We start from the raw sequence: 17,168 nt of genomic DNA, 5'->3' as shown, positions 1-17,168 counted from the left end.
CCCGGCACCAAGGTCAACAGGGAGGAAACCAATGACCAATATGTTCCGAAAGGCGGCATTCGCCGCGGCGTCCGCGGGCGCGCTGATGCTCGCGGCGAACGCGGCCAGCGCGCAGGCCAACCTGACCGGCGAGACGTCGTCGCCCGGCAACTCGCCGCACCTGATGATGATCCACCTCGCCGACGTGGCGGCCCGCGAAGGCGTGGCCGACATCCAGGTGCAGGAAGGCCAGACCGCGACGAACTCGATCGTCAACGTGGCCGAGGGCAAGTCCGACATGGTGACGGCGCCCACGATCCTTTACTTCCTGCTGGAAGCGGGCCGGGGTCCGTTCTCGGCCATTGGCGAGGACGGCGCAGCGTTGGCCGCCAACGTGCAGGCCATCGCACCCTACAACGCCGGGGCCTATGGCCTGATCACCCCGGTCTCGTCGGGCATCCAGAGCTATCAGGATCTTGCCGGCAAGACCGTCTGGAACGGCCCGCCGCGCGGCGCGGCCCTCACTGTCGGACGCCAGACGATCACATTCGGCTCCGGCGGCTTCAAGGACGGAGAGGATTACAAGGGCTACCAGACCAACTGGGGCGAGCTGCCTTCGGTCCTCGTCGACGGCTCGGCCGATGCGGTCATGGTGCCGATCACCTCGCCCTCCGACCGTGTGGTCACGATGCTCTCCACCGGCGACGTGAACATCATCTCGGTCCCGAAAGACATCTTCGAGGGTGAGGCGATGCAGCGGTTCTTCTCGGCCCCCGGCAACGCGCCGGTCGTGATCCCGGGCGAGAACCTTGGCTATGGCGAAGATCAGGGCGTCAACCTGATCTCGGAGGACAACGTGTTCCGCTCGCCGGGCGTACCCTTCGCCACGATGGTGCGGGCCGGGCTGGACTTCGACACGGTCAAGGCGCTGACGGCGACCTACATCGCCTCGCTCGACGAGCTCAAGCAGCGCGCGCCGTATGGCGGCACGGTCAACTTCGACGTGCTCGACCAGAAGACGACCGGTTTCTGCGGTGGCCTGACGCTCAAGTACCACCCCGGTGCCGTGGCCGCGTGGGAAGAGGCCGGATACGACGTGCCGGACTGCGCGAAACCTGAATAAACCGACGGTCCGGGCGGCGCTTTCGCCCGGACACCACCACTCCGCGAACGGGGGCGGGGCCGCAGCGGCCCCGCCCTGACCGGAGACGCAGCCCCCACACCCCGGAGAGATCCATGAGCGCGAATGACACCCCTGCCCCGCCGCCCGTGAACCGTTTCCTGCCGATTGCCCAGGCGCTCGGGCTGGTACTCGTCTTCATCGGACTGATCAATACGATCCCGTCGATCCCCGGACTGGACGAGGCCGTCGCCAATCTTACCGGCGACCCGGATATCGTCATCCGCAAGTTCCCCTATGAATTCCTCTACCCCATCGCGTTCGTGCTGATGATGCTGATCGTCGCGCTCAAACATTCTTTCTACATGAAGGACCGCGAGAAGGGGCCGGTGCGGCGCGCCTTTGCGATCTTCATGGATGTCGCGCTGGTCACGATGGCGATCATGGTGTCGCTGACCTATGTGATCGAGATCGACTCCATCTGCCTTATCGACCAGTTCACCGGGGAGCGGGCCGAGCTGATCGCGCGGGCGCTTCAGGAGGAAAAGGAGTTCGCCGAGCTGTACGGGATGCCGGAGCCGACGACGGTGGACGACCCGGCCTGCATCAGAACCACGGGCGCGTGGATCTTCGCCATTGTCGGTGCAGCGATTGCGGTCTTTCTCGCCTATAACGTGCGGGTCTGGGGCTTTCCGCTGGTGGCCGTCGCCATGCTCATCGCCGCCTACACGCTCATCACCGTGGCGATCTGGTACGTTTTCGGTTCCGAAGGCATGAACAAATACGCCATCACGAAGCTGGGGGGCGAGCCACGCGAACTGATGGACGGACGGCCGAATGTCGAGGACGTGCTGACCAACACCTCACAGGGGCTTCTGGGTCGGTTCATGGGCATCCTTCTGTCCTCGGTCTTTCCCTATATCGTGCTCGGCTCGCTTTTCGGCATTTCCGCCGGGGGTCAGTCGCTCATCAAGGTGGCGTTCCTGTGGACCCGGCGCTTGCGCGGCGGGCCGGCCCATGCCGCCATCGTTTCTTCCGCGCTGTTCGGCACGATCTCGGGCGGGCCGGTGACCAACGTGCTTTCGACCGGGGTGCTGACCATTCCGATGATGCTCAAGCGCGGGTTCAACCGGACCTTCGCGGGCGGGGTGGAGGCCGCGGCCTCCTCCGGCGGGCAGATCATGCCGCCGGTCATGGGTGTCGCCGCTTTCGTGCTGGCCGCCATGACCGTCACGCCATATCGCGAGGTCATCATCGCCGCGATCATCCCGGCGGCGGCCTATTTCGGGGTCCTGTTCCTGACCGTCGTCTTTCAGGCCCGCAAACAGGGGATCGAGGCGGTGGGCGAGAAGACCCCTGACATGCTTCTGGACCGTCAGGATTACCTCAACCTCGTGATGATCTTCGCGCCGATCCTGCTGATCCTGTTCCTGCTGGTGACACCGAAAGAGGCCATCGGCTGCGGTCCGCTCGCGGCGTTCATGGGGATCGAGACCATCGTGACCGGCGATGCCTGCCGTGCGCCCGACCTGCCGTTCTTCTTCAAGATGGTTCAGAACAGCGCGGGCGACGCGGGGTCGGCGGGCTGGTGGGCGGTGATCCTGCTGGTCTGCCTGTTCTTCCTCGACCCCAAGTTCCGGGCGCGCCCGACCCAGATGTTCGGCGCGCTGGCGGACGCGGGTATCCTGATCTCGACGCTCTACCTCATGTTCCTGTCGGTCTCGGTAATCGACTTCTGCCTGAATTTCACGGGGCTGTCCGGGTTCATCGCGCGGGATGTGACAAGCGTGCTGCGCCTGTTCGGGCCGGAGCTTCAGGACGGCGGTGTGTTCCTGTTCGCCGCGCTGTTCGTGACGATGCTCCTGTCAATCCTGCTAGGGATGGGGATGCCGACGGTGCCGGCCTATGTGAACGTGGCGCTTCTGATGGGGCCGCTTGTGATCGGGCTGGGAATCGCGACCTTCACGGCGCATATGTTCATCTTCTTCTTCGCCGTCGCGTCGGCCATCACGCCACCTGTCGCGGTGGCCGCCTTCGCGGCGGCGTCGATTACCAAGGCCGATCCGATGAAGACGGGATTCGCGGCCGTCGGGGCGGGGATCGTCATGTTCATCCTGCCCTTCATCTTCGCGTTCTATCCCGAGCTTCTGCTCATCGACGCGGCCAAGATGGACCCCTTCGCCACATCGGGCGCCAACGTGTTCCTCGAAGGGTACGGGCCGGGCGTGGACTGGCCGGCACTGGGACTGCTGCTCGCGCGTCTGGTGCTGGCGCTCTACCTCGTCGCGAGTGCGCTGACCCGGTTCGACGCCCGCCGGCTGACGCGGTGGGAGGTGCTGGCGCGGCTCGCGCTCGCCGTCGCCATCCTGCTGCGCGCGCCGGAGATCCACTGGATCGCCGCCGCGCTGTCACTCGGGCTCATTGCGCTGCATTACGGGGTCGCGAAGCGCAAACCGGCGAGTGCCTGAGCCCTGACCGTCTGCGCGCCCCCGGATCAGGGGGCGCGTGACGGGACGCCGGGGGCCTTTCTGGGCCGGCAGACCGGGATCGCGATGCGGCCGAATGCCAGCAGGAAGCCGATGATCCAGGCCATTCCGGCGATCACCACGAAGGGCTCGTAGAGCGCAGGCGCGGCTTCTGCCAGCAACCGGGACACGGCCGCAAGCATCAGAGCCAGGAAGGCCGCCACGCCAACCGGTCCGGCTTCGAGCCCGCGCCCCGTATGGCCGAGGGTCGCCCGGATCATGACGGCCAGGGTCATCGTCCCGACGGCTCCCGCCCCCAGCAGGTGCGCCGAGGCGGCGGCGTTGGTGTGACCCAAGGCTGCGAGCGCGGCGACGGCAAACCCGGCCGGGATGAACGCATAGGACAGGTGCAGCATCAGGAGCAGCGGCGAGCGCCATGTCTGCAAGCCGCGCCAACGCCAGAGCCGGGCGGCCTGAAGCCCGGCGGCGAGTGCAAAGAGCAGTGCGGACGTGGGGCCGGAGACCTGCGCGACCCAGAACAGGAGCGCGGCAACGCCGGTCGCGATCGCGAAACCGTCGAAGCGGTCGAACGGCGCAGGCAGGCGGTCACGCGACCGTTTCACGAGCCAGTTGCGCGTGAAGCTCGGGATGATCCGCCCGCCGATCAGCATGATGAGAAAGATCAGGATCGCGATGCCGAGCCTTTGGGTGGTGGCGGCAAATCCGGTTTGAAGCACCTCGACATGGAAGGCGACGTTCGCCCCCCAGAAGGCGGTGACGGGCAGCAGGACCTTGAGGTTTCGCCAGTTGCGCCCGGCAATGATTTCGCGCGCGATCATCGCGCCGACGAGAAGGAGGAACAGCTGGTCGACCATGAGCACGCCCCACGGCCCGACGCCCAGAAAGCCCGCACAGGCGAGGCGGCCCGCGATCCAGACGAGGCTCAGCACGGCGAGCGGTGCGCCGCGCGTGGGCAGACGCCCGGTCCAGTTGGGCACGGCGGTAAAGAGAAACCCGGCAACCACCGCTGCGCCGTAGCCGAAGATCATCTCATGAACGTGCCAGTCGACCGGCGACAGGACCGACGACAGCGAAAGGGCACCCTCCCGCATCGCGAGCCAGAGCGCGATGGCGAGCGCGCCGAACATCGTCGCAAGCAGAAAGAAGGGACGGAAGCCCGCCGAGAGCACGGCGGGACCGGAATAGGGATTTCGCGCGGTCATGGAGCTTTCCTTTCAATCGAAAGGGCGACGCTGGTGGCGCCGCCCTTTCAGTGACAGTGACGAAGGGACGGGACGTCACTGAACCTGTGCGAGCAGGTCGGCCATGCGGGCCTTGGCCTTGCCGGCCTGTTTGGCCTCTGCCGCGGCGTCGAGGTTCACCGGCTCACCAACCTTGATGAGCGCGACCATGCCCATGCCGAAGTGCGGGGTGCATTTCACGCCGTAGACGCCTTCGGCATCGACGGTCAGCTCGAACGCCTCGTTGAACTTGGTCTTGAAGCTCTCGACACCGTCGGGGAGCATCCCGTCGATGCTTTCGACGTTGTGCCCCTTGTCGGTGGGAACGAAGCGGATCACGTCGCCGGGGGCGGCCTCGACGAAGGCGGGTTCGAAGACCATCGAACCGGCCTCGCCCTTGTTCAGCATCTTCACTTCGAAGGTTTCAGCCTGTGCGCCGAATGCGGCGAGGGTCAGGGCGGCGGTCATGAGCAGGGTTTTCATCGGATGGTCCTTTTTCAGCTCTGTTGTTTCGTCTGACCCTGTTTTGCGCTAAGACCTCCGCCCGAACGTTGCTCTTCGACAAACTCACGGACCGAAATTGCCAAAGCTCGACGAAAGCCTTTTGTCCGACCTGCCGCCCTTCAGCCAGTTGGAGCGGAGCCAGATTCGCACGATCCTCGATCAGGCGGTGTCGCGGCGGTATGACGAAGGCACGGCGATCTTTCGCGAAGGGCATGAGGCGGATCGATTCTACCTTTTGCTCGACGGATACCTGCGTGTGATCCGCTCCACCGAGGGTGGCGAAGAGATCATCGTGCTGCACATTTCGCCCGGCCAGCTTTTCGGCATCGCCAAGGCGCTGGAGCGCGACACCTATCCGGCGACGTCGATCGCGGCGGCGGAATCGATCGCGCTGTCGTGGCCCATGTCGCTGTGGACCGAGTTCACGACCTATCCGGGCTTCGCGACCGAAAGCTACAAGACGCTGGGGCGGCGGCTGGGCGAGATCCAGACGACGCTGACCGAAATGGCGACGCAGGCGGTGGAGAAGCGGGTGGCCTGCGCGGTGCTGCGTATGATGAACCAGAGCGGGCGGCGCACCGAGGGCGGGGTCGAGATCGGGTTTCCGATCACGCGGCAGAACATCTCGGACATGACCGGCACGACGCTTCATACCGTGAGCCGGTTGTTGTCAGCGTGGGAGAAGGACGGCGTCGTCGCCTCCCGGCGCAAGCGGATCGTGGTGACCAAGCCGCATGAGCTGGTCCTTCTGAGCGGCGTCCAGGGCTAGGGCACCCGGGCGACCCGGCGCAGCTCGCCCCGGAACACCTCCTCCTCCAGGTCGTATTCCTCGCAGGCATCTGTGATCGCGTGGAACGGCGCCACCGGGCAACCGGGGCACAGCATCTGCTTGTCCAGAAATACCTGCACCATGTCGGGCCATTCGCCGAACAGGGTCGACAAGGGCAGGTCGGGGTCGTCGAAGCGGGGACGTCTGGGCATGGATCGGCTCCTTTCCCCCCGCAGACTGCGCGATCCAATCGTCCCGTTCTTTGCGTTTGCACAACATGCGCGCGCGTCGGTGCCGCTAGGTCTCGCCCATCGACACAAACAAACGGGACCGTGACATGTCAGACATACTCACGAAATCACGGGCCAGGAACGTCTTCTACGGGGGGAGTATCTTCTTCGTCGTGGTGTTCGTGGCCCTTACGGCGCAGAGCCATCGCTTCATCGTCAAGGAGTCGACCGCCGGCGCGCCCATCACCGAAGAGGTGGTTCTGGGCAAGCATGTGTGGGAGCGCCACTCCTGCATCAACTGTCACACGCTGCACGGCGAGGGCGCCTATTTCGCCCCGGAAGTCGGCAACGTGATGACCCGCTGGGGCGTCATCGACGACCCCGAGGGAGCCTATGAGATCCTGAACGGATGGATGGAGGCGCAGCCCTCGGGAATCGAGGGACGCCGCCAGATGCCGCATTTCGAGATCACCGAGGAAGAGATGCGCGGCCTCGCGGAATTCCTGCGGTGGGCCGATCAGACCAACACCCAGAACTGGCCGCCGAACGACGCGGGCTGACCGAGGGACAGGAGACACATCATGAAATACAAATCGCAATCCGTGGCGAAGTACTACTTCCTCGCCGCACTCGCCCTGTTCGCCATCCAGGTACTGGGCGGGCTTCTCGCAGGCTGGATCTATGTGGCGCCCAACACGCTGTCGGAGATCCTGCCGTTCAATATCGTGCGCATGATCCACACCAACGCGCTGATCGTCTGGCTGCTGCTGGGCTTCTTCGGCGCGGCCTATTACCTCGTGCCGGAAGAGGCCGAACGCGAGCTTTTCTCGACCAAGCTCGCCTATATCCAGCTCATCATCCTTCTGGTGGGCACGCTGGGCGCGGTGGGCTCCTACCTCGTGGGGATCCACGGCGGGCGTGAGTTCCTCGAACAACCGCTCTGGGTCAAGTTCGGCATCCTTGTCGCTGCGGTGATCTTCCTCGTGAATATCTCGCTCACGGCGCTTGCGGGCCGAAAGACAGCGATCACCAACATCCTGCTGATGGGCCTTTGGCTTTTGTGCCTGCTGTGGGTCTTTGCCTTCATCAACCCCGACAACCTGTCGCTGGACAAGATGTACTGGTGGATGGTCGTTCACCTCTGGGTCGAGGCGACCTGGGAACTGGTGATGGCCGCGATCCTCGGCTTCCTGATGCTGAAACTCACGGGCGTGGACCGCGAGGTGATCGAGAAATGGCTCTACGTCATCGTCGCGCTGGCGCTGTTCTCGGGCATCCTCGGCACCGGCCACCACTTCTACTGGATCGGCACGCCGGGCTACTGGCAGTGGATCGGGTCCGTCTTCTCGACACTCGAGGTTATCCCGTTCTTCGCCATGATGACCTTCGCCTTCGTGATGGTCTGGAAGGGCCGCAAGAACCACCCGAACAAGGCAGCCCTTCTGTGGTCGCTCGGCTCGTCCACTGTCGCCTTCTTCGGCGCGGGCGTCTGGGGCTTCCTGCACACGCTGCACGGGGTGAACTACTACACCCACGGCACGCAGATCACGGCGGCCCACGGGCACCTTGCCTTCTACGGCGCCTATGTCGCCCTGAACCTCGGGATGTTCACCTATGCGATGCCGCAGCTTCGCAAGCGGGCGCCCTACAACCAGGTGCTCAACATGGCGTCCTTCTGGCTGATGACCGGCGGCATGGCCTTCATGACCTTCACGCTGACCTTCGCGGGCACGATCCAGACGCACATGCAACGCATCCTGGGTGACTACTACATGGACGTGCAGGACCAGCTCGACCTGTTCTACGTCATGCGCTTCGGCTCGGGCGTGGCGGTGGTGCTGGGCGCGCTGCTCTTCATCTACTCGATGGTGGTCGTGCGGCGTGAAGTCATCAAACCCGGCCCCGTTGTGGCCCAACCGGCGGAGTGACCCATGACCCTGGACATGACACCTGAAAACCCCGAGCGCCTGCCGTTCTACAGCCCGCAGTCGAATGAGTGCGCGGTGTTCGAGATGGCCCAACAAAACGGTTTGCCCCTTCTTCTGAAGGGGCCGACCGGCTGCGGCAAAACGCGGTTCGTGGAGCATATGGCCGCGCGTCTCGGCCTGCCGCTTCACACCGTGGCCTGCCACGACGACCTGTCGGCGGCGGACCTGATCGGGCGTTACCTCATCAAGGGGGGTGAGACCGTCTGGGTCGACGGGCCGCTCACCCGCGCGGTGCGCGAGGGGGGCATCTGCTACCTCGACGAGGTGGTGGAGGCGCGCAAGGACGTGACCGTGGTGCTGCACCCGCTGACCGACGACCGTCGGCGGCTGGTCATCGACCGGACTGGTGAGGAACTGGTGGCGCCCGAGAGCTTCATGCTCGTCGCCAGCTACAACCCCGGCTACCAGAACGTGCTGAAGAAGTTGAAGCCCTCGACCCGGCAACGGTTCCTGTCGCTCGGCTTCGACTTCCCGGCGCCGGAGCTGGAAACGTCGGTCGTCGCGGCCGAGGCGGGCCTCGACGAGGGCCGCGCCGGTGCGCTGGTGCGGCTGGCCGGGCATATCCGCAAGCTATCCGGCATGGACCTTGAGGAAGGGGTCTCCACCCGTCTTTTGATCTATGCCGGCACGCTGATCGCCAAGGGGATGCGCAGCGAGGACGCCATCGAGGCGGCCATCGTCGAACCCCTTTCGGATGAACCGGACGTGCAGCAGGCGCTGCGCGACCTCACCGCCAGCGTATACGGGTGACGACGATGAAGATGCTCGATTTCCTCGAACCCGAAGAGGCTGTCGGCACGCTGTGGCACGGCATGGTGACGCGGTCCGAAGCTGACGCGACCCATGCCGGCTGCGCGGTGGAACTGGAGGCGGTGCGCGCCAGCGTCGCCGCGCTCTACCGCGCGCTTGGCGGGGGGCAAGGGGTCGAGATCGGCCCGGCCCCCGCCACCCCGTCGGCCCATCGGATCACGGGGGCCCGGCGGATCGGCGCGCCCCGAATTCACGAACACGTCGCGGGGTTCGACGGCGACCGGCTCGCCCTGCCGCCGGTCATGGACGTCTTTCCCGATGCGCGGCTGAACCGCGCCGCCTATCTGTGGCTGGCCGCCCTTGCCGCCTTCGTCGACCTGCCCCCGCGGTTGACCGACCCGCTCGCGGCGGACCGGGCCGAGATCGGGGCCATCGCGATTGCCGCCGACCGGGCCTATGCCGCCTGCCCGGGCCTGCGCGCGCCCTATGGTGCGATGTGCGATCACCTTATCACGACCCGCGCGCGCGCCGGGCTGCCCCAGTGCGAAGCCGGGGTCGAGCAGCTTATCCTCGACCAGCTTTCGGGTCGGTTGAGCGAGGAAGAGTGCCTCGATTGTCCCGCGCCCCGTGGCTATCGCGGCTTCGCGCCGGTGCCGATCTGGCTGCGCCTGACCCACCGCGCGCCCGGCAAGGGTGCCGCGAACGACGACGCCGAGCCCGGCGACCCGGCGCCCGAAATGAAAGGCCGCAAGGCGGGCAAACGCGAGGACCGCGATCAGGCCGACCGGCGCGACAGTTTCATCGTCCACCGGTTCGAGGCGATCCTGTCCTGGGCCGAGAGCCTGAACCTCAACCGCATGGTCGAGGATGACGACGACGAGAACGCCCAGAAGGCCGCCGACGATCAGGACGAGATCACGCTGTCCCAGAATTCGAAACGCGCGGCGACGCGGCTGCGCCTGTCGCTCGACCTGTCGCCGCAGGACGCCGATCACGAGCGGCTGGCGGGCACGTTCACCTACCCGGAATGGAACCGGCGCACGGGGGCCTACATGCCCGACCATGCCCGCGTGCTTGAAGCGCCGGCGGTGCCTGCCGAGGGCTACCGGCCCGACCCGCGCCTTGTCGCGCGCGTCAAACGGCAGTTCGCGCCCCTCAACCCGCGCCGGGTGATCCTGCCCCGGCAACTCGACGGGGACGACCTCGATCTCGACGCCCTCGTCGCGAGCCGGGCGGATATCGTCGCGGGCCGCGAAGGCAGCGACCGCATCTGGCAGTCCGCGCGCCCGATGGCGCGTGACCTTTCAGTGGCGATCCTGATGGATTGCTCGCGCTCGACCGAGGCGCATCTGGGCGACCGTTCGGTGATCGACGTTGCGCGGGAGGCTCTGGCAGCCCTCGGCGCCGGTATCGACACGGCGGGCGACCGGCTTGGCATCTGGGGGTTTTCGTCCCTGCGCCGCGACCGGGTTTTCCTGTCCAAGGCCAAGGATTTCGACGAGCCGATGGGGGCGGATGTCACCGCCCGGATCGGCGGTTTCCGCCCCGGCCACTACACCCGGCTCGGGGCCGCCATCCGCCATGCCTCGGCCCAGCTTGCACAGGAAGGCGCGACCCGGCGCCTGTTGCTTGTCCTCACCGACGGCAAGCCCAACGATCTGGACCATTACGAAGGCCAGCATGGCATCGAGGACAGCCGCATGGCGGTGCGCGAGGCGCACGCCCTCGGCCAGGCGGTCCACGGGGTCATCATCGACGCGGATGGGCAGGACTGGTTCGCGCGAATCTTCGGGCGCGCGGGCTTTACCCTCCTGCCCCATGCCGACCGGTTGCCACGCGCCCTGCCCGACATCTATCAAACCCTCACACAGGAGACCTGACATGAAACGCCTGATCGCACTCGCCGCCACCCTGCCCGCGCCCTTGTTCGCCGCCAGTTTCGAGCGACCCGTGCCGCAAGCCCAGACCGAGGTCGCGGAGTTCTGGTTCCTCGTCGCGTCAATCACGCTGGTCGCCTCGCTCATCGCCGTTCACATGCTGGTGCGCCGCAGATGACCGCGCGGGGTTTCGTGAAACTCAACGTGGCGCTCTACCCTTTCGGCGCGGGGGCGGTGGCGGTGAACCTGTTCTTCGCCTCTCTGATCGGAAGCTGGCTGGGCTGGCGCGTCCTGACGCCCCAAGAGGCCGTGGCCTGGGGCATGTTCCTGGGACTGCCGGTCACATGGGCCTTCGCACGCCACATCCGCGCGCTCATCGCGCGGGCTGAGGCGTGATGGGCTGGGCCGAATACGCCCTCGCGCTTGCGGCATTCGTGGGGAGTCACTTCGTCCCGCGCATCGGGGGGCTGCGGGAGCGGCTGATCGCGCGGGTCGGGCGGAGGACCTATTTCTCGGTCTACGGGCTCGTGTCCGTCGCGGTTCTGATCTGGGTGATCGTCGCGGCCGGGCGTGCGCCGTTTGTCGAACTCTGGCCCCAGCTCCCGTGGATGCGCTGGGTGCCGAACGTGGCGATGCCTCTGGCCGCCGTGCTGGTTGCCGCCGGGTTCGGGATCGCGCAGCCCCACACGCTCGGGGGCAAGCGCGGCGCGGTGTTCGATCCGGAGCGTCCCGGGGTCGCCGCACTGTCACGTCATCCGCTTTTTCTGGCGCTCGCGCTCTGGGCCAGCGCGCACCTTGTCGCGAACGGGGATCTGGCGCATGTCATCCTGTTCGCGATCTTCGCGGCCCTCGCCCTGGGAGCCATTCCCGTTTTCGATGCACGGGCACGGCGGGCGCTCGGCCCCGACGCAGCCTGCGCTTTTTTTGAAGCGAGCGCCGTTCTGTCCCTCGCCCCTCTCACGCAACCGGCGTGGCGCAGGGAAAATGGCGGCCGCCTGATCAAGCGGGCCGCCATCGGACTTGCGGTCTGGGCGGTGCTTCTGGGCAGTCATGGCGCCGTGATCGGCGTCTCGCCGCTTCCCTGAACGATCAGTCTCCGCGCACCAGCCGAAAGCCAAGGTAGTCCGGCGGCAGGCCGACGGCGCACCCGCCGACCTGCGGGTCACGCACGAATTCGATGATCGCGGCGCGGTGGCGACCGCCCGCCACCCGCACGGTGCAATAGGGTTCGCTCGAGATCACGCGGCCCGCCGCGTCGAGCGTGCCGTTGTCCATGCAGCCCGTGGTCCATTCCCAGACATTGCCGGACACGTCCGCCACGCCCATCGAGTTCACGCCGAAGCCCCCGGCGGGGCGCAGGGCCGAGCTGGCCGAGCCGCGCAAGAGGATGCCGCGTTCGTATTGCGCCAGCATGCGTTCGCCGGGATCGAGGTAGACATCTTCCTCCGGCGTCGCGTCGCCGTAGCGTTCGGCCGCGGCACGCTGCCACTCCGGCTCGCTCGGCAGTCGCCACGGCTGGCCCGTCCGGTCCGAAAGCCACGCGGCATAGGTCCGCGCCTCGTCGAAATTCACATGGGTCTGCGGCTGGCTGCCCTCGCGCATGATGTCCGGGTTGCACACACCGTCCGCCACGCAGGCCGCGGAATCCGCGCGCGAGACCTGGTATTTCATGATCTCGAAGCCATCGACCCGCATCGCCACCGACGCGGGCGTGTGGGTCTTGCCCTGATAGCTGAAGCTCCCGAACGGGCGAAACGCGATCTCGCCTGCGGGGATCGCCACCGTCTCGGGGGCGTCGATCACCGGGTCATCCCCGGCGAAGAGGCCGAAGAAACCGGCAAGGAGGAGCGCCGGCAATGTCGTCAGAGGTGTCATGGTCATTCTCCGAAACGCAAAGGGGCGGCCACGTCAGCGGCCGCCCCGTTTCCCGTGAGTGGTGAGAAGATCAACCGACGATCTGGGTCGGGGCGACGACCTGTTCCATCAGGTCATTGTTCCAGTCACCTTCGACCTTGAAGTGGGCCGTGGCGCCGAGGTTCACCGCCTCGATCAGGTTGTGGTTCACATAGGCGTAGATGCCCGGTTGCAGGAACTCGTAGAGCGCGGCACCCGCGGACCCGCCCCGGATGAACCAGGTTTCCAGATCGCGGTCGGGCACGTTGTTGAACTTGCCCGCTTCCCAAACGAGGTCGCCGTGACCGCCGATGAGGTGCGGCCGGGAATCCCGGTTGCCCTGGCTGTGGACGATCAGCACCCGCTCGCCCACCTTGGCGGTCATCGCGTTCTCGCCCGTCAGCGCACCGACAGATCCGTTGAAGACGACGTGGCTCGGGATCAGGCCGTTCATCATTTCCTCGGTGTCCGGATAGCTGTCGGCCACGTCGGCAAAGCGCTTGTAGTTCCCGTTTTCGTCCTTCGGGATGTAGAACTCGTTTTCACCGATGTAGAATACCTTGTCGTAGCTGACCGGATTGCCCTTGTGATCGGACAGGCCGTTGCGCGGCAGGACCATGATCGCGCCGACCATGCCGGAGACGACGTGCCACGGGATCATGGGGCCGCCGGGGGCGCAGTGGTAGACGAAGGTGCCCGGGCGCGTCGCGCGGAAACGGAGCACGGTCTTCTCACCGGGGCTCACCAGCGTCAGCGCCCCACCGCCCAACGCGCCGGTCGCGGCGTGGAAATCGATGTTGTGCGGCATGAGGTTCTCGGCCGGGTTGATGAGCGTCAGCTCGACGTAATCGTCCTGGTGGACGACCATGAGCGGGCCGGGGATCGACCCGTTGAAGGTCATGCCCTGAAGCCAGGCGTCGTCGGCGACCTGAATTTCCTTTTCGACGATCGGCATCTCGAATTCGACGATGCGCGGTTTGCCCGGCGCGATCTGCTCGTGCTCATGCACGAAGGGCGGGGCCACCAGCTTGCGCTTGATGCGCTTCAGGCTGGACAGATCGGCGGGGGCCGCCACCGGGGTCATGGCTTCTTCCGCTTTGGCGGCAGTGGCGATCAGAGGCGCGGCGGCGACACCTGCGGCTCCGAAAAGGGCGGCTCTACGGGTCAGCATCTTCTTACTCCTTTGGGTCTCAATGCTTATGTCCCAAAGGTACCGCGACGCCCGGAGCGGGACGTTGCGAAAACGCAAGGTTCCGGCGGATTGCCGTCGGTGAGCCGGGTTCCGGGCATGCCCGGACCGCTGCGGGCCTGTTCAGTAAGGACGAGATTTTCAGGAGTGGCTGGCTGGGGTGGTAGACCAATTCGAACCTGTCTCAGGTAGGGAAGGTTACTGCCAAGATGATAACCTCCCGGAGGGCCTAGGAGGATCTAAAGGATACTTGGTTTGGGCATGCTTAGGTGCTCTCCAAGATGCTCCTACACTTGGGCCAAGCCGCCCACAAAGGCCCACATCCAATGTTGACGCACATAAGCATCAACTTTATCTTCCATGGAAGATAAGGGAGGATCACCAATGCTTTCACATGAACAGAACGAAATGATGTGCCGGGTCGGCCCCGGCACCCCGATGGGCGAGGCGTTCCGGCGCTACTGGATACCGATCTGTCAGACGTCGGACATCCCGACACCGGACAGCCCGCCTTTTCCGTTGGAAATCCTCGGCCAGAAGCTTGTCGTCTGGCGCAATGCCGACGGGCAGCTTGGCGTGCTCGACCAGTTTTGCCCGCACCGCCGGTCTTCGCTTGCAATCGGTCGATGCGAGGGTGACGGCATTCGCTGCCTTTATCACGGCTGGAAATTCGCGCCCGACGGGACCGTGCTGGAAACCCCCAACGTGAACGACCCGGATTTCAAGAATCGCTTCAAGGCCGAAGCGTTTCCGGTGCGCGAAGCGGGCGGGCTTGTCTGGTCCTACCTCGGGCCGAAGCTGCTTCAGCCTGATTTCCCGCATTTCCCGTGGTTTGATGCGGACGACGATCACCGCAACAACGCCTATGCGCTGAACCAGTGCAATTACGTGCAGGCGCTGGAGGCCTTGGTTGATAGTTCGCACCTGAACATCCTGCACGCCGATGGCCTCATCGCCTCTGGCCAGCTTGAGAACCTGAATTTCTCGGCGGCCGCAGAGATGACCTTTGACGCGGCCCCCACCATCGAAGTGGACGACACCGATTTCGGCTTCCACTACGCCGCACTTCGCAGGGGCGAGAACGTGTCGGGCAAGGGCGAGGTGCACGTGCGCGTTACGGCCTTTTCGCTCCCTTGCTTCATTGCGAACCCGAACGAAGACCTGTTTATGTGCGTGGTTCCGATCAACGACGAGCAGTGCATCCACTTCCACGTCTGGTGGCACGCCGAGCGCGAGATGGGGAAGGAGCCACTGAAGTCCAACATGCTCAAGCACGTCGGTCTCGATCCCGAGGCGCTGGCGAACTACAACATGACCTACGAGACGTTCAACGACGACGACCGCCCGTCGCTGCGCAATCGCTACAAGCAGGACCGTTCGCGAATTCAGGCCGGGTCGTTCTCGGGCTTCCACAGCTTCACGCAGGAAGACAGCGCGGTGAACATCTCGCCGGGTGCAATCAAGGATCGGTCGAAGGAAATCCTCGCCCCTGTCGATATGGCCGTTTCCCGCCTGTATCGCTCGCTTATCTCGGCAGCTCAGGCGATAGAGAACGATCAAGAGCCGCAGGGGGTTCATGCTGATCAGACCAAGATCATCGGGCGCAACGGTACCGTGCTGGAGGACGAGGATTGGCGGCAGCTCGTCCCGTCCCACACCATCACTCGACGCTACCGCTCGGTGAAGCTGGGACGCGGCACGCCGGAACAGGTTCACTGATGACGGTGTGAAAGGTAGAAAGGCCGGCGACAGTTTCGCCGGCCTTTTTGCGTGGGGGCCCTGGACTTAGATGTGAATCGCGCGACCCAAGGCCTGCAACGCAGCTTCGGCGAAACCTTCGGAACGGGTCGGGTGCGACTGGACGATAGCGGCCAAGTCTTCAAGCCGGGCGCCCATGTCGAGCGCGATGGAAAAGGCCGAGGACAATTCCGAGATCCCCTGCCCCACCGCCTGAATGCCGACGATACGATTGTCCTGGCCGCGCGCAACGACGCGGACCATGCCTTCAGTCCCTTCGGTCGCAAGCGCGCGCCCGTTCGCGATAAACGGAAAACGTCCGATCTTGGTCTCCCCGAACCGCGCTTTCGCGTCCTGCGGCGACAAGCCGACGGTCACAATCTCGGGGTCCGTGAAGCAGGTCGCGGGCATCGCCTGTTTGTCCCAGACGCGGGCGTGCCCGGCGGCGATCTCGGCGACCATCTCACCCTCGGCCATGGCGCGGTGGGCGAGCATCGGGCCGGGGGACACGTCACCGATGGCGAAGACGCCGCGCATCGGCGTTTCGCAACGGTCGTTTGCCGTGATGAACCCACCGTCCGTGGGAAGCGCGAGACGGTCCAGCCCAAGACCGCCCGTGTAAGGCTTGCGGCCAACAGCGACGAGCACCTTGTCCGCGTCGATCTGCGCCATGCCGTCCGGCGTCTTAATCCGAAGGCGGCCGTTTTCATGACCCGTCGCACGGGCGCTAAGGTGAATGGTCACCCCCAGCGCGCGCAGCCGCTTGCCCACGGGCCCAACCAGTTCGGCGTCATACTGAGGGAGGAGCGATGGCCCCGCCTCGACCACCGTCACACGCGCCCCCAACTTGGCGAATGCTGTCCCGATTTCCAGCCCGATGTAGCCACCACCGACCACGGCGAGCGACGGCGGCACGTGGGTCAGCGCGAGCGCCTCGGTGGAGGAGAGCACATCGCCGCCGAAGGGAAGCGAGGGGAGGTCAACGGGCGTCGATCCAGTGGCGATCACGATGGTCTTGGCCGTGATCCGTGCGCCAGTGTCGACTTGCACCGCCTTCCCGTCGATGAACTGCGCGATGCCGTTCACCACCTCGACCTTCGCGCGTTTGAGCAGGCCCCGCACACCGCCCGTCAGAGTGTCGACCACGCCGTCTTTCCAGCCGACGGTCTTGGCGTAGTCGATGCTGGGCGCGGTGCTTTGGATTCCGAGCGCGTTGTCGCCCGCAAAGGACACGGCGGCGTCGAATTTCTCGGCCGCGTGGATCAGCGCCTTGGACGGAATGCAGCCGAAGTTGAGGCAAGTGCCGCCGACCACGTCTTTCTCGATAAGCACGGTCTTAAGGCCCAGTTGCCCGGCGCGGATCGCGGCGACGTAGCCACCCGGCCCGCCACCGATCACGAGAAAATCGCAGGTCATGTCGGCCATG

The 17,168-nt window shown here is 65.5% G+C and carries 17 protein-coding genes; 11 read left to right on the top strand and 6 right to left on the bottom strand.

What is annotated here, in order from left to right:
- The first annotated feature begins 31 nt into the window (after positions 1–31).
- Both B2585_RS03755 and B2585_RS03750 read left to right on the top strand, forming a co-directional pair.
- Positions 32–1,102, top strand: coding sequence for a TAXI family TRAP transporter solute-binding subunit (locus B2585_RS03755; RefSeq protein WP_292020154.1), 1,071 nt, complete (start codon positions 32–34; stop codon positions 1,100–1,102).
- 113 nt (positions 1,103–1,215) lie between these two features.
- Complete coding sequence (locus B2585_RS03750; protein WP_292020151.1) at positions 1,216–3,567, top strand: TRAP transporter permease; 2,352 nt, start codon at positions 1,216–1,218, stop codon at positions 3,565–3,567.
- Between the two features lie 26 nt (positions 3,568–3,593).
- On the opposite strand, the gene B2585_RS03745 is transcribed toward B2585_RS03750, so the two are convergent.
- Positions 3,594–4,787, bottom strand: coding sequence for an NnrS family protein (locus B2585_RS03745; RefSeq protein ID WP_292020149.1), 1,194 nt, complete (start codon positions 4,785–4,787; stop codon positions 3,594–3,596).
- A 75-nt stretch (positions 4,788–4,862) separates the two neighbouring features.
- Entirely contained in the window at positions 4,863–5,288 is a 426-nt protein-coding gene (locus B2585_RS03740) for a pseudoazurin (protein WP_292020147.1), read from the bottom strand.
- A gap of 97 nt (positions 5,289–5,385) precedes the next feature.
- Between B2585_RS03740 and B2585_RS03735 the strand changes: the two genes are divergently transcribed.
- Entirely contained in the window at positions 5,386–6,078 is a 693-nt protein-coding gene (locus tag B2585_RS03735) for a Crp/Fnr family transcriptional regulator (RefSeq protein WP_292020145.1), read from the top strand.
- Here the strand turns inward: B2585_RS03735 and B2585_RS03730 are convergent.
- Complete coding sequence (locus B2585_RS03730) at positions 6,075–6,290, bottom strand: DUF1858 domain-containing protein (protein WP_292020142.1); 216 nt, start codon at positions 6,288–6,290, stop codon at positions 6,075–6,077. The genes B2585_RS03735 and B2585_RS03730 overlap by 4 nt on opposite strands.
- Positions 6,291–6,415: 125 nt before the next feature.
- On the opposite strand from B2585_RS03730, the gene B2585_RS03725 reads away from it, so the two are divergent.
- The 7 genes from B2585_RS03725 to B2585_RS03695 are packed head-to-tail and all read left to right on the top strand — an operon-like array spanning position 6,416 to position 12,008.
- Positions 6,416–6,868, top strand: coding sequence for a c-type cytochrome (locus B2585_RS03725; protein WP_292020141.1), 453 nt, complete (start codon positions 6,416–6,418; stop codon positions 6,866–6,868).
- Positions 6,869–6,889: 21 nt separating this feature from the next.
- Entirely contained in the window at positions 6,890–8,236 is a 1,347-nt protein-coding gene (locus tag B2585_RS03720; RefSeq protein ID WP_292020139.1) for a cbb3-type cytochrome c oxidase subunit I, read from the top strand.
- A 15-nt stretch (positions 8,237–8,251) separates the two neighbouring features.
- Complete coding sequence (locus B2585_RS03715; protein ID WP_414674034.1) at positions 8,252–9,046, top strand: CbbQ/NirQ/NorQ/GpvN family protein; 795 nt, start codon at positions 8,252–8,254, stop codon at positions 9,044–9,046.
- A 5-nt stretch (positions 9,047–9,051) separates the two neighbouring features.
- On the top strand, positions 9,052–10,926 hold the full coding sequence (locus B2585_RS03710; protein ID WP_292020135.1) for a nitric oxide reductase activation protein NorD: 1,875 nt from the start codon (positions 9,052–9,054) through the stop codon (positions 10,924–10,926).
- 1 nt (position 10,927) lies between these two features.
- Positions 10,928–11,101 carry a hypothetical protein gene (locus B2585_RS03705; RefSeq protein WP_292020133.1) on the top strand — a complete coding sequence of 58 codons (174 nt, stop codon included), beginning with the start codon at positions 10,928–10,930 and terminating at the stop codon, positions 11,099–11,101.
- The gene (locus B2585_RS03700) at positions 11,098–11,319 is read left to right on the top strand and encodes an NnrT protein (protein ID WP_292020131.1); all 222 of its coding nucleotides are present in this window, start codon (positions 11,098–11,100) and stop codon (positions 11,317–11,319) included. Before B2585_RS03705 ends, B2585_RS03700 begins: the two co-directional genes overlap by 4 nt.
- Entirely contained in the window at positions 11,316–12,008 is a 693-nt protein-coding gene (locus tag B2585_RS03695; protein ID WP_292020128.1) for an NnrU family protein, read from the top strand. The genes B2585_RS03700 and B2585_RS03695 overlap by 4 nt, the downstream gene beginning before the upstream one ends.
- 4 nt (positions 12,009–12,012) lie before the next feature.
- On the opposite strand, the gene B2585_RS03690 is transcribed toward B2585_RS03695, so the two are convergent.
- The gene (locus B2585_RS03690) at positions 12,013–12,798 is read right to left on the bottom strand and encodes a formylglycine-generating enzyme family protein (RefSeq protein ID WP_292020126.1); all 786 of its coding nucleotides are present in this window, start codon (positions 12,796–12,798) and stop codon (positions 12,013–12,015) included.
- Between the two features lie 70 nt (positions 12,799–12,868).
- Positions 12,869–13,987 (bottom strand): copper-containing nitrite reductase, encoded by a 1,119-nt coding sequence (gene nirK / locus B2585_RS03685; RefSeq protein ID WP_292020125.1) that lies wholly within the window; start codon positions 13,985–13,987, stop codon positions 12,869–12,871.
- Between the two features lie 402 nt (positions 13,988–14,389).
- Here nirK and B2585_RS03680 point away from each other — a divergent pair, with 402 nt between their 5' ends.
- Entirely contained in the window at positions 14,390–15,724 is a 1,335-nt protein-coding gene (locus tag B2585_RS03680; protein WP_292020123.1) for a Rieske 2Fe-2S domain-containing protein, read from the top strand.
- A 66-nt stretch (positions 15,725–15,790) separates the two neighbouring features.
- On the opposite strand, the gene lpdA is transcribed toward B2585_RS03680, so the two are convergent.
- Positions 15,791–17,167 (bottom strand): dihydrolipoyl dehydrogenase, encoded by a 1,377-nt coding sequence (gene lpdA, locus B2585_RS03675; RefSeq protein ID WP_292020120.1) that lies wholly within the window; start codon positions 17,165–17,167, stop codon positions 15,791–15,793.
- Position 17,168: the final 1 nt, after the last annotated feature.

Source organism: Maritimibacter sp. UBA3975 (assembly GCF_002384975.1).
GTDB lineage: Bacteria > Pseudomonadota > Alphaproteobacteria > Rhodobacterales > Rhodobacteraceae > Maritimibacter.
The sequence above is the reverse complement of the archived record's forward strand: the minus strand, read 5'-3'. Positions and strand labels throughout refer to the sequence as shown.

Coding starts and splice junctions, on each gene's coding strand:
- B2585_RS03755 (WP_292020154.1), top strand. CDS start 32: ATGACCAATATGTTCCGAAAGGCGGCATTCGCCGCGGCGTCCGCGGGC.
- B2585_RS03750 (WP_292020151.1), top strand. CDS start 1,216: ATGAGCGCGAATGACACCCCTGCCCCGCCGCCCGTGAACCGTTTCCTG.
- B2585_RS03745 (WP_292020149.1), bottom strand. CDS start 4,787: ATGACCGCGCGAAATCCCTATTCCGGTCCCGCCGTGCTCTCGGCGGGC.
- B2585_RS03740 (WP_292020147.1), bottom strand. CDS start 5,288: ATGAAAACCCTGCTCATGACCGCCGCCCTGACCCTCGCCGCATTCGGC.
- B2585_RS03730 (WP_292020142.1), bottom strand. CDS start 6,290: ATGCCCAGACGTCCCCGCTTCGACGACCCCGACCTGCCCTTGTCGACC.
- B2585_RS03725 (WP_292020141.1), top strand. CDS start 6,416: ATGTCAGACATACTCACGAAATCACGGGCCAGGAACGTCTTCTACGGG.
- B2585_RS03720 (WP_292020139.1), top strand. CDS start 6,890: ATGAAATACAAATCGCAATCCGTGGCGAAGTACTACTTCCTCGCCGCA.
- B2585_RS03715 (WP_414674034.1), top strand. CDS start 8,252: ATGACACCTGAAAACCCCGAGCGCCTGCCGTTCTACAGCCCGCAGTCG.
- B2585_RS03710 (WP_292020135.1), top strand. CDS start 9,052: ATGAAGATGCTCGATTTCCTCGAACCCGAAGAGGCTGTCGGCACGCTG.
- B2585_RS03705 (WP_292020133.1), top strand. CDS start 10,928: ATGAAACGCCTGATCGCACTCGCCGCCACCCTGCCCGCGCCCTTGTTC.
- B2585_RS03700 (WP_292020131.1), top strand. CDS start 11,098: ATGACCGCGCGGGGTTTCGTGAAACTCAACGTGGCGCTCTACCCTTTC.
- B2585_RS03690 (WP_292020126.1), bottom strand. CDS start 12,798: ATGACACCTCTGACGACATTGCCGGCGCTCCTCCTTGCCGGTTTCTTC.
- nirK (WP_292020125.1), bottom strand. CDS start 13,987: ATGCTGACCCGTAGAGCCGCCCTTTTCGGAGCCGCAGGTGTCGCCGCC.
- B2585_RS03680 (WP_292020123.1), top strand. CDS start 14,390: ATGCTTTCACATGAACAGAACGAAATGATGTGCCGGGTCGGCCCCGGC.
- lpdA (WP_292020120.1), bottom strand. CDS start 17,167: ATGGCCGACATGACCTGCGATTTTCTCGTGATCGGTGGCGGGCCGGGT.